Here is a 14,325-nt window from a genome sequence, read left to right on the forward strand (position 1 = left end):
CAGCCGCAGCCTTGCCGGATAGCCAGCCGCAGCCTTGCCGGATTGGGGATAGGGGTAGGGGATTAGGTTCAATGTTATGACTGTAGACTTGGGCAGTGATAGCTTGAGACTGGGGTGGTGATAGCTTGTGAGGTAGGTTGAGTGTGTGGTTTTGTGTGACGTTGTGTTCCTAAAACAAAGATAAGGTCAGGATGTATTTATATAAAAACCACAGAAAACCACAAAATTCCTCTTGTACCCTATCTATCTGAAGGAGTATGCTGAAAGAGCGGTAAGTGTTAGACAGACCGGATAGAAATAGTAGCTACTCGCATCACAAGCATGTGAGCAGATTGCATTTACTATCCGCACACTACGCACCGTGTGAATACAACCCAATAACCCGACCAAGATAGGGAAACGACCATGAGCAACGCAAACACCCCCACCAAGCTCGGCATTATCGGCGCAGGCGGCGTCGGCTCCGCAACCGCATACGCAGCGACCCTGCGCGGCACCGCTAACGAGATCGTCCTCTACGATATTGACGGTAAGCGCGCCGAAGCGGAGGCCCTGGATATTGCCCACGGCACCATGTTTGCCTCCGAAGCGAATGTGGTCGGCGGCGACGATATTGAGCTGCTGCGCGATTGCGACATGATCATTATTACCGCCGGTGCGCGTCAGGAGCCGGGTCAGCCTCGTCTGGCTCTGGCGGGTGCGAATGTGCGCATCCTGGAGAAGCTGCTGCCGAACCTCATGTCGGTCTCCCCGAACGCAATTTACATGCTGGTCACCAACCCCTGCGATGTGCTGACCGTGGTCGCTCAGAAGATCACCGGTCTGCCCAGCAACCGCGTGCTTTCTTCAGGTACCGTGCTGGATTCTTCGCGTTTGCGCTGGTTGATTGCGCGCAAGGCGGGTGTTTCGATGAAGAGCGTGCACGCGAATGTGGTGGGCGAGCACGGCGATTCTGAGTTCCCGGTGTGGTCGGCTGCGAATATTGGTATGGTTCCGCTGACCGAGTGGGAACAGGACGGCAAGCTGCTCTTTACCGAGCAGGTTCGCGCTGAGCTGGCTCATGAGGCTATGCGCGCCGCATACAAGGTGATTGAGGGTAAGGGGTCGACCAACTACGCGATTGGTGTCTCGGCATCCCGTATTGCCGAGGCGTTCCTGCAGGGGCAGAATGCGGTTCTGCCTGTCTCCACGATTATGGACGGCAGCCTGTACGGCCTGAAGGATGTGGCTCTGTCCCTGCCGACCATTGTGAACCGTTCGGGCATTTCTCGTGTACTTGAGGTTCCCATGAATGAGGCTGAACTGGCTCAGCTGCACGCTTCGGCTGAGGCTATTCGTGCGTCGCTAAATTCCCTGGGTTTCTAAATCTAAGGCATTAGATATATAGCAAAACGCCGCGTGTGTCTCCCGTTATACGGGATGATACACGCGGCGTTTTATATTCAGTCGGTTTATATTCAACCGCTAGCGCGAGAGGTCAGCTTAAGCCTGCGCCTTTCGGCTCAATTCACCCGGTTTGCCCAGCTCAACCGATTCTGCGCTTTCATTAATCGGTTGACTCGCTAGTTCTCGCGCCCAGAGCATCCAGAAGCCCATGAGCAGCAGGGAAGGTATATACATTGCAAGACCCACCGGGCTCTCATTGCTCAAATGCCAGAGGTAGTCGTCGGAACGATCCGCCAGGGTGTAGATACCTACAGAGTCAGCCCAACGAATCAGATCCTGAGCAATAACACCGTAACTATCCATTGCCCATATAATCGCGGGTAGCACCAGCGCGAATGCTAGTATGCCGCGTATCCTCGAAGAACGGTAGATCCACAAGGCACCCACACACGAAATCATAAAAACAGGCAGAGCCATAATGGCGTGATGGTCCCAAGAAATCGGAGAAATATATACCGGTAGCGCCGAGACAATCAGCGCCTGGGCTGCATTCTTTCCCGGATAGTGTTTATCCAGCTGATAGAGCAGATATGACATCACCGCAATGCACACCAGTACCAATAGCGGCCAGAGCGCAGATTGCACGGGGGCGGGCGTATAGGTATGAGCCACAAAACCCTTGAGGGAAATATTATTCAAAATATCCGTAAATCCCACGCGGGATGAATCCCAGAGTGCCGAGGTCCAGAAAATAACGCTTTCACTGGGCAGAAGAATAAAGCCCAAGGCAATAGTTCCCACAAAAGAAGCAATCGCCGTAACAATGGATCGCCAATCCCGGCGAATCAACCAGAGCAGCAGTACCGCCAGGGGAGTGAGCTTAATGCCGGCGGCAATACCAATGAACACGCCGCGCGGTATCTTGGATGCCGGGCGGGTTAGATCATAGAGCACGAGCGCCAGAATATAGGGGTTAATCTGGGCGTAGAAAGCACCGTGAGCCCAGGCATTACTCCACATCATTAGTGCAGCAATCAGCAGAGCCACAATGGGACCCACCTGAGCGTGCACGGGTGCGTAGCGTCGGGAGAGCTGCGCGAGCGCCTTTGAAGTTACCCAAGCGCAGTAAATACTGAGCGCATAGTACACACCAATAAAAACATAGCGCGCTAAATCATGATTAAAAAGAGCCGCCGGCGAAAAGAGAAGAGCCGCAAAGGGAGGATAGGTGAAATAGAGCCAATCCCCATTTTGGTTGAACACATAGCCGTAGCCCAGGTTGAGGCTCAGGGTGCTCATCATATCCGTGTCATAGAGGGCATGCGGATAATCAATGAAGGGATTAACCGCAGCGCCACCGGCATAGTAGACCAGGTAATCAATAAAAATCGGTCCAGTGAATAGATAGCTACCCCATGCCGAGGCGATAAAGAGCAGCAGAGAACCTAGGAGAGCCGCATAAAAGGTAGCGGGCCTTCCTTTAGAATTAGACCGACCCATACGAGAACCGTGCGTCTCGAAAGTATCCGCCCGCTTTTCCCCTAAAGCTTTAGTTTTTCCTAAAGAAATACTCAATTACAGACCCTTCACAATGCTCACAAGCTTGAGAGCCGAGTCATGCCAGGAGTAGTGGGAGGCATCCCCCAAACCCTGCAGAAAATGAGTGCAGCGCTCGGCGGGATCCTCCAGGGCGAGAATAGCCCGAACCCAGGCGGGTGCATCCTGCTCGGCAGTACCGGAAACCGGCGCAAAAGAGGCATGCGGGGCAATCTCACGGAAAATTTCAATATCGCTGAGCACCACCGGGGTGCCCGCAGCCTGACCCTCAACCACCGGCAGACCGTAGCCCTCAGCACGGGAAGCAGTCACCAGCGCATGAGCACCCTCCAGCAGAGAAGCGTATTCCTCATCGCTAGTGCCATTGTGCACCACAATATTCTCACCCAGCAGACCGGCAGACTCGAGCTCCGCATAGCGCGCATCCGGCATTTTCGACAGCAAATGCAAGCGGTATCCGGGTAGGGAACGCATAGCGTGTAGCAGAGTCTCCACATTCTTATAGGGCATGAAAGAACCCATATACACCAGGTCGCGCGGAGCCCCGGCATCCCACGCCGCCTGGCGCGCCGCATCTCGCTCCAGAGCCGTATCGGCAGAGACAATACTGCCCGGCTGAGGCGCATTGGGCACCACATGCAGGGGCTTGCGGGTCAGGCGGTGCTCACGCATGAGGCGCGCGGTGGTTTCGGAAACGGTCACCACCGCGTCGGCGCGATTGAGCAGCAGACGCTGCGGGGTGTAGGAGGTGTGGAATAGACGCCAACCACAACGCACGGGCGCGGGCAAAAAGCCCGGCGGGGTCGGGTGCGCATAGTAAATCAGATCGTGCAGGGTCAGAATCAGTTTGAACCTGCGACCCGCCGATCCGATGGTCTGCATGGGTGAGAACACCACATCCGGGGAGAACTTATTCAGCTGCAGTGCGGCGGTAGGTTCTAACGGGCCGGTGGGAGAGGAAATCTTCACATGCGGTACATTCGGCAGCATATCCAGCTGACGCTCATCGCTAATAATTTGGGTGAGTTCAATATCGCGTACAGCAGGATGTGACTCGTCTATCAACCGTGCTAACTCTGCAATCAGAGAGGCGGTATAGCGACTAATACCATCGTGAAAACCAATACGCGTATAGCGGGCATCAATAAAAAGTTTCATACTATCCTCGACTCTTCTGCACAAAGCTCAACTGATCCATAAAAGAGCGCAGCAAATAGGCTGCATAGCGCGGGGTTTCATAGTGAATCAGGTGACCCACCTCGGGAATAATATCCATGCGAGTAACATGACCCGCAGAGTGGGAACCCAGGGCAGCATACATAGCGCTCGCAGTCCCAACAGTACCCAAATCATCCTTGGCAGCCACCAGCATCTGGGTCGGCACGCTCACCTCGGGGGCGAACTCCGCGGCGGTGCGCTCAATGGAGACCTTATAGGCCTGCAGGACCGCGCGACGAGAGCTAAAAGAGCCGAAATAGGAGGCGTGCTGGCCGTTAATAAAGCGGCGCAGCTCACGATCCTTGGTGCGCATCATAAACTCGGAAGTCAGGCGAGTAACCGCCTGGGAGCGCAGCAGGGGATAGCCTAGCTCCTCCGGCAGGGCGGCACCCAGAGCATAGTAGCCCGAAGCCAGCAGGGAACCTACGCGCTGCTTACCCTTCAGGGCCGGTTCGCTAATGGGATTAATCAGGCTCAGCGCTGCCAGAGAGGTGCTAAAACGTGCGGCGTAGGCCGAGCACACAATGGAACCAAAAGAGTGACCAACCACCAGAACCTGAGAATTCCGGTATTTACTCACCTGCGCAATAAATTCATGCAGCCAGCTGGTGTAGGCGTCAATAGTGACATTACCCGGCAGGGTGTCGCTGGCACCAAAACCGGGAACATCGGGAATCATAATATGGGCGCCCGGAATTTCCTGTAGCAGGTAATGAGCAATAAGCTCCAAACCGTGGTGATCCCCACGGAAACCGTGCACTAAAACAATGGCGGGAGAATCGCTCGAAAGCCCCTGAGACTCGAAACACTTCTCAGGAAAAACCGGCAAGGATTCACCGGCACCATAATGCCAATAGGCGGTCTGCACAGCCGCAAAAGAACCCTCGTGGGCATGCCCGGGATTCACTCGCTGGGGGACTGCCTCAAGAATAGACGCCATGATACAACCTTTCGCCGGATGCGCCGGATACATATACATACGGGGCCCATGAAAATAAACGCCCGCGCTGCGCAAGACCGGGCAACACACTATTGCCGCGGGTCGCGCGAAATATACACCCTCTAGAGTACCCCGCTCAGCTGTATTTACGCTGAGAATTACGCGCCCGACCGCGACGCGCATCTCGAGTCCGTGCCTCAAGAAGTATGCACTCCTCTTTATGTATTGCCCGTGCAAACACGGTACACTGGATAGGTTACACACTGGGTGAACTCTACCCGTTCCCCAGACCGCACAGTCTAAGCAAACCGAAGGAAACCGCAGTGTCCACTGAGGAAAACAACGAGAAGGTGTACGACTTCCGCGCCATGGAAGCCAAATGGGCACCCTACTGGGAAGAAACCAAAATCTTCGAGCCCACCGGCAACGCACCCAAGGGCCGCCGCTACGTGCTGGACATGTTCCCCTACCCCTCGGGTGACCTGCACATGGGTCACGCCGAGGCATTCGCAATCGGCGATATGAACGCACGCTACTTCAAGCAGAGCGGCTACGATGTGCTGCACCCCATCGGCTGGGACTCCTTCGGTCTGCCCGCAGAAAACGCTGCGATTAAGAACGACACCCACCCCAAGGAGTGGACCTACAAGAACATCGAGACCCAGGCGCAGTCCTTCAAGCGCTACGGTATCGCTGCCGACTGGTCCCGCCGCCTGCACACCTCCGACCTGGAGTACTACAAGTGGACCCAGTGGCTCTTTGAGCAGTTCTACAAGAAGGGCCTGGCGTACCGCAAGGACTCGCCCGTGAACTGGTGCCCCAAGGACCAGACCGTGCTGGCGAATGAGCAGGTTGTCAACGGTGCCTGCGAGCGCTGTGGCACCACCGTAACCAAGAAGTCCCTGAACCAGTGGTACTTCAAGATTACTGATTATGCGCAGCAGCTGCTGGACGATATGGAGCAGTTGGAAGGCTCCTGGCCCGAGCGCGTGCTGCTCATGCAGCGCAACTGGATCGGTCGTTCCGAGGGTGCCGAGGTGCGCTTCGAAATCACCGCAACCGATACCCAGGACGCACGCTCCTTTACCGTGTTCACCACCCGCCCCGACACTCTCTTCGGCGCAACCTTTATTGTGGTCGCTGCGGACGCTGCCCTGGCGGCAGAGATTGTCACCGAGGAGCAGGCTCAGGCTCTGGCTGACTACCGCGAAGAGATTAAGGCGCTCTCCGATATCGACCGCCAGTCCTCTGATCGTGAGAAGTCCGGCGTGTTCACCGGCCGTTACGCCATTAACCCGCTGACCGGCAAGCAGATCCCGGTGTGGGCATCCGACTACGTGCTCTCCGATTACGGCACCGGCGCGATTATGGCTGTGCCCGCGCACGATCAGCGCGATATGGATTTCGCGAAGAAGTTCGATCTGCCCATCGTTCAGGTGCTCGATGTTGAGGGCGCCGAGGACCCGATCGAGACCGGTATCGCCGCTGCGGGCGACGGCACCCTGATTAACTCCGGCGAGCTGACCGGCCTGCCCAAGGCAGAAGCTATGAAGAAGGCCATTGAAATGGTCGAGGCTGCCGGCACCGGCGAAGGCAAGGTCATTTACCGTCTGCGTGACTGGCTGCTTTCCCGCCAGCGTTTCTGGGGCACCCCCATTCCCGTGATCCACTGTGAGGATTGTGGCGAGGTGCTGGTTCCCGAGGAGCAGCTGCCGGTGCTGCTGCCCGATAATCTGCGCGGTGAGCAGCTGGCTCCTAAGGGTCAGTCGCCTCTGGCTGCAGCCGATGATTGGGCGATCGTGCCCTGCCCGAATTGTGGCAAGCAGGCACGCCGCGACTCGGACACCATGGACACCTTCGTGGATTCTTCCTGGTACTTCCTGCGCTATGTTTCCCCCAACTACACCGAGGGTCCTTTCGACCCGGAGGCTATGAAGGAATGGGGCGCCGTGGACATGTACGTCGGCGGTGTTGAGCACGCAATTCTGCACCTGCTCTACGCTCGTTTCTTCACCAAGGTTGTGCGTGATTTGGGTCTGATTCAGCACGATGAGCCTTTCAAGGCTCTGATGAACCAGGGTCAGGTGCTCAACGGCGGCAAGGCAATGTCTAAGTCTCTGGGTAATGGCGTGAACCTGGGTGAGCAGCTGGACGAGTACGGTGTGGATGCGATTCGAACCACCATGATTTTCGCAGGTCCGCCCGAAGATGACGTTGACTGGGCTGACGTTTCCCCCGCGGGTGCGCAGAAGTTCCTGGCACGCGCATGGCGTGTTGCTCAGGACATCACCAGTGAACCCGGCGCAGACGCAACCGCAGGCGATCTGGAGATGCAGAAGCTCGTGGCACGCACCGTACACGAGGTCAAGCAGCTGCTGGATAACGGCAAGTTCAACGTGGTCGTCGCAAAGACCATGGAGCTGGTCAACGCAACCCGCAAGGCCATTGACTCCGGCGCGGGCGCAAACGACCCGGCTGTGCGCCAGGCAGCAGAGACCATCGCAATCCTGCTCTCCCTGTACGCACCCTACACCGCTGAGGATATGTGGCACACCCTGGGCTACGACCAGCCGGTGCTCGCAGCGGGCTTCCCCGAGGCAGACGCCGCTCTGCTGGTGGATGACACCGTCACCGCCATTGTGCAGGTTAAGGGCAAGGTCAAGGCTCGCCTGGAGGTCGCTAAGGATATTAGCGACGCCGACCTGGAGGCAGCTGCTCGCTCCAATGCAGATGTGCAGCGTGCCCTGGGCGACGCTGAGATCCGTAAGGTGATTGTGCGTGCGCCCAAGCTGGTGAACTTCGTTATCTAATCGGTTTCATGTCGATAGGTAATTGAATACCGCTCTAATATATTGACCGACGACCCCGTTGTATGAGAGTACAGCGGGGTCGTCGGTGTATTGGGCTTAGTGTTATAGCAGCGAAACTGGAAACGAGCGCCACCTCTATGTTATTGTCGCGCGGCACACTTATGAGCATCACATCCGATAGACTAAAGGGGACGGAAGGAATAATATGCGCATAGCCATTGTCACCGATAGCGCCGCAGCTATCGCCCCCGATTACGCACAGGCGGCGGAAGAACAGGGCGGGTTCGCCATTGTGCCCATGCCCGTCCGCATTAATGACGGCAGCGGCGACCGTGAACTGCTGGGTCTGAGCGCCGATGAGATCGACCGCGATATTACCATTGCCCATGTCATGGGTCATACGGTGGGCACCTCCAGCCCCGCGCCCGGCTCCTTCGCGCAGGTTTATACGCAGCTGGCGGACGAAGGATATGAGCACATTATTTCTATTCACCTCTCCGGTGCTCTGTCGGGCACGGTGGAGTCGGCGCGCGCCGCAGCCCGCCTGGTGAGCGTGCCGGTGAGCGTGGTGGATTCCCGCACGGTGGCGGGCGCCTACGGACATATTGTGTTGGCTCTGCACGAGCTGGCGGCCCAGGAAAAATATACTCCCGAGCAGCTGGTGGATTGCGCTCGCGCTATGGTTGAGCAGACGACAATTTACTTTATGATTCCTACCCTGGATGCGCTGCGTCGCGGTGGGCGTGTCTCCCCGGCGTTGGCGATGGTTGGGCAGATGTTCCGCATTCGCCCCATTGGGACGGTTACCGAGGAGGGCACACTGACCTATGTGGATCGTCCGCGCACGACTGCGCGCGCTAAGGAGCGTCTGGTGGAGTTGAGCCGCCAGGCGAGCGCCGATCATGCGAGCCTGGGCTCTTTTGCCCCGGAGCTGCTGGATACGCTGGTGCCCCATGGCCGGGTGGTGGCTATTCACCATAGTGCTACCGAGCGTGAGGCTTATGAGCTGCAGGAAGCGCTGGGTGCTATTGCTCGCGAGGCGATGTTTTCGGCTCTGCCTCCGGTGCTCAGTGCTCACGCGGGGCTGGGCGCCCTGGCTGTGGTGGTGTATTAGCCGCTGAGGGGGCGCTGTCATATTGCGGTTAGTAGCCGGAATATGACGAAATAGTGGCGTGTGCAGCCCGGTGTTATCAACCCTTAGCGGGTGATATTGTCGGGGTGCAGTCGGGCAAAACTGTGGATATGTGGCGGTTTGATAGTTTTCACCGCACTTATCCACAGTTTTGTATTTAATGCCTGCGGGGCGTTGGCTAATGAGCCTACCCTAAAGCCATGAAAGAACTACCCGATAACACAGTATTAAATGGCCTGAACTCTGAACTTTATGAGCACCCTCCGGAGTATCTGCCCGATGAACCGAGTCTCGAGAGCGCGGTACCCGAAAGTTTGCACTCTCAGAGCCCGGAGAGCCTGCGTGAGCATTCCAGCGGCTACGGTTACGAGGCTTACGATAATGATCCCACGGTACCCCTGCACGCTATAGGCACCGGTGATTCAATCCATGAATCAGCGGATACACAGAGCCAAGCGTACCCGGATGGCATGATAGATCCCGCGCTGGATGAGCCTGAAATAGATAGCGCTTCAGAGCCCGAGTCACAGCTGGATACCCAGCCGGATACTCAGATTCTGCGTGAGGATATGGGGCAGGTGCTGGCACAGCAGTTGCGCGCCCGCAGGTTGAAAGATATTCGCTCTGCCGCCCTGGATTCTGAGGAAGACTTCGATGTCGCTCTTGAGGAAGTGGAAGAGACCGAGGCGCGCTCGCGACCCGGTTCATATAGAGACGGCGTGTATAGGAATGAACCCTATAGGGCAGGGGAGAAACCCGGCACTTTGCGCCGCAAACACATTCCCGAATTCTGGGAGGACCGACCCGTCGGCAGGGGTCTGCGCTCACTGCGCTGGCGCATTAACCCGCGTGCCGTAATGGCGCTCTGTCTGCTGGGCGGGCTGATTCTGCTCTGGGCGGTGCTGGGATCCCCGCACGCCGAACCCGCCCAAACCATGCCCGTACCGGGAGCGCGCACCAGTACAGAAGCGGGCACTGAAGCCAGCGGCGGGGCGAGCGCCAGTGCCTCCGCCTCTAAAACTGCGAGTATACGCGTGCATGTTGCCGGGGCGGTGCAGGCTCCCGGGGTGTATTCTCTGCCTGCCGATGCGCGCGCTCAGGATGCGCTCATTGCTGCCGGTGGCGCCCGCGAGGAGGCAGACCTGAACAGGGTTAATCTTGCCGCTCCTTTGAGCGACGGTATGCAATTATATATTCCCGCTCAGGGGGAGGCTATTCCTGCCACTCAAACTGGTGCGCAGAATGGTTCTGCTCAGGGCGGGGCCCAGGGGCCTACATCGCAGAAAGGTGCTCAATCCCAGGCTAAGGGCGGCTCCGGCTCTCAGGGCTCATCGGGAATTCAGAATGGCAAAGTAAACCTCAATACCGCCACCCTGGAAGAGCTGCAAACCCTACCCAAAGTCGGGCCCGCGCTGGCTCAGCGCATTATTGATTGGCGCACCGAGCACGGCGGTTTCTCCAGCGTGGAGGAGCTAGACTCGGTGCCCGGCATAGGGCCTGCGACCATGAATCTGCTACGCCCGCTGGTTACGGTCTAGGGGGAGCGATGAACTACCCTCATAATTCACGCACTCGCCGAGAAAGGTACACACGTCGAGCATCGTGTATCCACGGGGAAGCTCAAACGCAAGGTGTCGAATGCACACCTGGTGACTTTTTCACTGTGGTTCTCCGGCGCGCGCTTGCGGTCAAGAACGCCCTGCTCGAGTGGACTGCTCGGGTGTATGAGTATCGCGCCCCGGAACATCGCCGTACCGTGCTGGGGCTTTTTAGCTGGGATATTCGTCTGGTGCTGCCGGTGCTGTGCCTGTGGGGATTCACAATTGCTGTGCTTCAGATACCCGTGGTGGATATTTTCCGCCCGCTGACTCTCTGGCTATCCACCGCTCTGCTGCTCTGTGCGGCCGGGCTCTATTGGGTCACCTGCGGCACACACAACGCGCGGAAACTACGAACCACAAACATAATAGAGCGCGAGTATGCGGTGCATAGCGGATATATGCCCGCCAGCCGCACCCCGATGCATAGATACGATTTTCAATCCCTGCCCGCCCGCATGCTCGCCCAGGCGATTGTAATCCTCTCCCTGATTGCTCTGCTATGCCTGGTACAGGGGCTCAGTATGGTTGCCCGCGGGGTGGATGATAGTCGCCTGGCGCTGCGCCAGCTGGAGGGAGTTTCTGCGCGTATGGGCGGCACGGTTGAAGAAATACGTGCCGTGGATTCCCGCACCGAGCAGCTTTTTATTCATCTGGATAGTGTTCAATATCGGGATAAAAAAGCGCCCCTTAATGAGCAGATTTCTCTCTTTAGACGCTCGGAACAGGGCGCCTCTACCACGCCTCAGGGCGCAGGACAGAATACAGCCCAAAAGCTGGCGGGAGGATCACGCCGAGCCACCGCCTCCTCAGTCAGTGTGGTGACCGGTATGCGCATTATTGCCCTGGGCATCGTGCAATCGCGCGGCGGTTCTTTTAGTCTTAGCTCTGCAACCATCTACCCGGCACCCGGGCAAGCAAATACCCAAGAATCGGCGGTATCACGGCTGAAAAACCAGCTGCGATCCCACGCCGCGCCCCTGGTCGGATCCGATGAAACCGCGCTGATTCTGGGCACCGCCTACGGGGATGACTCCACTATGCTGCGCAGCACCCGTGATAGTTATAAACTCAGCGGGCTCAGCCATCTGACCGCCGTATCGGGTGCCAATATTGCCCTGGTGTTTATGCTCGCCTATAGAGCCGGGCTGAGAGTACGACTGCCGCGCGCAGCTCTGATCGGTGCCGGTGTTGTCGGGGTTGGGCTATACACTGTTCTACTTGGCGCTGAAGGTTCGGTGATTCGCGCCGTCGCTATGGGTCTGCTGGGTGCGCTCGCCATGCTGCGCGGCACCGGCAGGCATGCCCTGGCGATCCTGAGCACCGGTATTATGGTGTGTCTGTACTACCAGCCGAGCCTGGCACTCAATATAGGCTTCGGGCTTTCTGTCTGTGCTACCGCCTCGCTGATGATTGTGGCTCCGCCGCTGACCCGATTACTTCAGGCGGCGCTACCGCTCACCCTAGCTCAGATGATTGCCGCCTGCACCTGCGCCGGGCTGTGGTGCGCCCCCATTCTTACCGGTCTATCGGGCAATATTCCGCTGTACACCATTCCGGCGAATCTGCTCGCTCAGCCCCTGGCTGCACTGACTCTGTGTGCCGGTTTGCTGGCGCTGCTTGCGTGGGCTACCGGGCTTGGGTTCCTCAGCGATATGTTCCTGCACCTTGGCGCCCTGCCCGCCCGTGCTCTGGAGGCAGTGGCAACCGCCTGCGCTCGCGCTCCGGGTAATCCTCTGGTTCTGGAGTCTTCACCCGGATCTATCGCGCTGGTTGCGTGCGCGGTGGTACTGGTTTCGGCGGCGATCTGGGTGGGGGAGTGGTGCCTCTTTAGGCGCATGTACTATGCCCGGGAGCATAGAGAACCGCAGCGCCTCCTCCCTGATAATGACAGTATCGAAGAGCACCCTCACGCACCCCAAGCCCGCAAGAGTCCCGTATGATTAAAAGGCACTAAAAGAAAGGTACGAGCATGGCACAGCGAAACTCATCCTACCGCGCTAAAAATGCGGGCATTGACACCGCCTGGCGCACGGTCAACCCCGGCCCCATTGTCATGCTCTACGGCCCGGAAGAGTACTTCGCATCCCGCGCCCGCACGCGCCTGCGCCAGCTCTTCGGGCAGCATTTTGGCGACTACGACTATGTGCAGCTTAACGCCGCCTCCTATACGCGCGGTGAGCTGCTGATGAACGCCAGCCCCTCACTATTCGGGTCGGCAAAAATCATTAGCGTGGATAACGCCGGGAGTATGAGCGATGATTTCCTGGAAGATATGCTCAGCTACGCCGCCGCACCCGAGTCGGATATTATGGTCATTATTCAGCACTCCGGCGGTAACCGCGGTAAGAAACTGATTGACCTGGTGCGCTCACGCTTTACCCTGATTTCCTGCAAGGCACTCAAAAACGATCGTGAAAAAACCGAGTTCATTGTGCAGGAATTTCACGCCGCGGACCGTCGCATTACTCAGGGCGCGGTGCAGCTGCTGGCGGTGGCGACCGCCGACACTGCTGAGCTTGCCAGTGCTTGCGCGCAGCTTATGGCGGATATTCCCGGTGAGATTACCGAAGAGGGCGTGAACCGCTACTATGGCGGCCGCACCGAGGTGAATGCTTTCCGTGTTGCCGATGCCGCTATTGCCGGTCAGGCGGCACAGGCTCTGCGCCTGCTGCGCCACTCCCTGGCAACCGGCACCGAGCCGATTCCGCTGTTGGGTGCGCTGGCTATGCGTATCCGTAATATTGCGCGCGTGTACGGTGTACGTGGTTCGGGTGCTGAGCTGGCATCTTCGACCGGTATGGCGCCCTGGCAGGTGGATCAGGCTAAGCGTGAGGGGCGTCGTTTTAGTGCCGAGCAGTTGGCGGCTATTATTTCTAATCTTGCCGATGCGGACGCCCAGCTTAAGGGTGAAGGTGCCGACCCGGTGTACGCCCTGGAGCGTGCCGTGCTGGCTATTGCTGTGCCCGGTCGCGACTAACCGGCTCACAAGCACTATCCGGGCAAAGGTACAATTATTCTCATGTTTGAAGCTCTTAAAAAGTTTTTCATTGCCCTGCTACCCTTCCTACAGAAGGCAGCAGAGGAAGCGCTGGATAATGCCGGCGCGAACTCCCAGCACTCCGAGCAGTTCCAGCAGGAAGAATCCCGCAAGGATCAGCAGAGTAACCAGCCCCGCGCAAAGAGTAGCGCACCCAAGCCGGCAGCCCCGAAGCCCGCAGCAAGCGCCTCCTCTAGCAGTGCAGATAGCAGCGGCTACCCGGGGGATTACCGCGGCTCGATCGATTTCGAATACTCCCCGAGCATGGACGGCGACGCCGACCCGGGCGAGGTTGTCTGGACCTGGGTGCCCTTCGAGGAGGACCACTCTCAGGGTAAGGACCGCCCGGTGATTCTGGTCGGTCGTGACGGTGAGTACCTGCTGGCGCTTATGATGACCAGCAAGGACCACAATAACCGCGACCACGCCGATAGCAACTACCTGGATATTGGTTCCGGCCCGTGGGATCCGCAGGGTCGCGCCTCCGAGGTGAAGCTCAACCGTGTGATTCGTGTAATCCCGTCTCAGATGCGCCGTGAGGGTTCGATTATGCCGCAGGAAACCTTCCGCGTGATTGAGCGCGCATATACTCGACTGCACGGCTAGTTTCTGCTAGAATTTGTGGTTGAGTGTCTGATGGTCAT

Annotated in this window: 10 protein-coding genes; 7 read left to right on the forward strand and 3 right to left on the reverse strand. The window is 57.9% G+C overall.

What is annotated here, in order from left to right:
* Positions 1-405 precede the first annotated feature (405 nt).
* The gene (locus tag Q4P78_RS05225; RefSeq protein WP_303339298.1) at positions 406-1,365 is read left to right on the forward strand and encodes an L-lactate dehydrogenase; all 960 of its coding nucleotides are present in this window, start codon (positions 406-408) and stop codon (positions 1,363-1,365) included.
* A 117-nt stretch (positions 1,366-1,482) separates the two neighbouring features.
* Here the strand turns inward: Q4P78_RS05225 and Q4P78_RS05230 are convergent, their stop codons facing one another.
* The 3 genes from Q4P78_RS05230 to Q4P78_RS05240 form a co-directional block, all read right to left on the reverse strand.
* Positions 1,483-2,886: a glycosyltransferase 87 family protein gene (locus Q4P78_RS05230; protein WP_303339299.1), complete on the reverse strand. Its 1,404-nt coding sequence runs from the start codon at positions 2,884-2,886 to the stop codon at positions 1,483-1,485.
* 75 nt (positions 2,887-2,961) lie between these two features.
* A complete protein-coding gene (locus tag Q4P78_RS05235; RefSeq protein WP_303339300.1) occupies positions 2,962-4,101 on the reverse strand; it encodes a glycosyltransferase family 1 protein in 1,140 nt (379 codons plus the stop codon).
* A gap of 1 nt (position 4,102) precedes the next feature.
* The gene (locus Q4P78_RS05240) at positions 4,103-5,101 is read right to left on the reverse strand and encodes an alpha/beta fold hydrolase (protein WP_303339301.1); all 999 of its coding nucleotides are present in this window, start codon (positions 5,099-5,101) and stop codon (positions 4,103-4,105) included.
* A 323-nt stretch (positions 5,102-5,424) separates the two neighbouring features.
* Here Q4P78_RS05240 and leuS point away from each other — a divergent pair, with 323 nt between their 5' ends.
* From leuS to Q4P78_RS05270, 6 genes are all read left to right on the forward strand, one after another.
* Entirely contained in the window at positions 5,425-7,911 is a 2,487-nt protein-coding gene (gene leuS / locus Q4P78_RS05245; protein ID WP_303339302.1) for a leucine--tRNA ligase, read from the forward strand.
* Positions 7,912-8,116: 205 nt separating this feature from the next.
* Positions 8,117-9,025 carry a DegV family protein gene (locus Q4P78_RS05250; RefSeq protein WP_303339303.1) on the forward strand — a complete coding sequence of 303 codons (909 nt, stop codon included), beginning with the start codon at positions 8,117-8,119 and terminating at the stop codon, positions 9,023-9,025.
* Between the two features lie 218 nt (positions 9,026-9,243).
* A complete protein-coding gene (locus Q4P78_RS05255) occupies positions 9,244-10,581 on the forward strand; it encodes a helix-hairpin-helix domain-containing protein (protein WP_303339304.1) in 1,338 nt (445 codons plus the stop codon).
* Positions 10,582-10,706: 125 nt separating this feature from the next.
* Positions 10,707-12,584 carry a ComEC/Rec2 family competence protein gene (locus Q4P78_RS05260; protein WP_303339305.1) on the forward strand — a complete coding sequence of 626 codons (1,878 nt, stop codon included), beginning with the start codon at positions 10,707-10,709 and terminating at the stop codon, positions 12,582-12,584.
* 29 nt (positions 12,585-12,613) lie between these two features.
* The gene (gene holA / locus Q4P78_RS05265; RefSeq protein ID WP_303339306.1) at positions 12,614-13,621 is read left to right on the forward strand and encodes a DNA polymerase III subunit delta; all 1,008 of its coding nucleotides are present in this window, start codon (positions 12,614-12,616) and stop codon (positions 13,619-13,621) included.
* A gap of 42 nt (positions 13,622-13,663) precedes the next feature.
* Positions 13,664-14,287, forward strand: coding sequence for a type II toxin-antitoxin system PemK/MazF family toxin (locus tag Q4P78_RS05270; protein WP_303339307.1), 624 nt, complete (start codon positions 13,664-13,666; stop codon positions 14,285-14,287).
* Positions 14,288-14,325 lie beyond the last annotated feature (38 nt).

The sequence above is a fragment of the Rothia sp. (in: high G+C Gram-positive bacteria) genome (assembly GCF_030540545.1).
GTDB lineage: Bacteria > Actinomycetota > Actinomycetes > Actinomycetales > Micrococcaceae > Rothia.

Bases quoted from the DNA above. Each gene is read 5' to 3' on its own strand.
- Q4P78_RS05225 (WP_303339298.1), top strand. From the start codon at position 406: ATGAGCAACGCAAACACCCCCACCAAGCTCGGCATTATCGGCGCAGGC.
- Q4P78_RS05230 (WP_303339299.1), bottom strand. From the start codon at position 2,886: ATGGGTCGGTCTAATTCTAAAGGAAGGCCCGCTACCTTTTATGCGGCT.
- holA (WP_303339306.1), top strand. From the start codon at position 12,614: ATGGCACAGCGAAACTCATCCTACCGCGCTAAAAATGCGGGCATTGAC.
- Q4P78_RS05255 (WP_303339304.1), top strand. From the start codon at position 9,244: ATGAAAGAACTACCCGATAACACAGTATTAAATGGCCTGAACTCTGAA.
- Q4P78_RS05240 (WP_303339301.1), bottom strand. From the start codon at position 5,101: ATGGCGTCTATTCTTGAGGCAGTCCCCCAGCGAGTGAATCCCGGGCAT.
- Q4P78_RS05250 (WP_303339303.1), top strand. From the start codon at position 8,117: ATGCGCATAGCCATTGTCACCGATAGCGCCGCAGCTATCGCCCCCGAT.
- Q4P78_RS05270 (WP_303339307.1), top strand. From the start codon at position 13,664: ATGTTTGAAGCTCTTAAAAAGTTTTTCATTGCCCTGCTACCCTTCCTA.
- Q4P78_RS05235 (WP_303339300.1), bottom strand. From the start codon at position 4,101: ATGAAACTTTTTATTGATGCCCGCTATACGCGTATTGGTTTTCACGAT.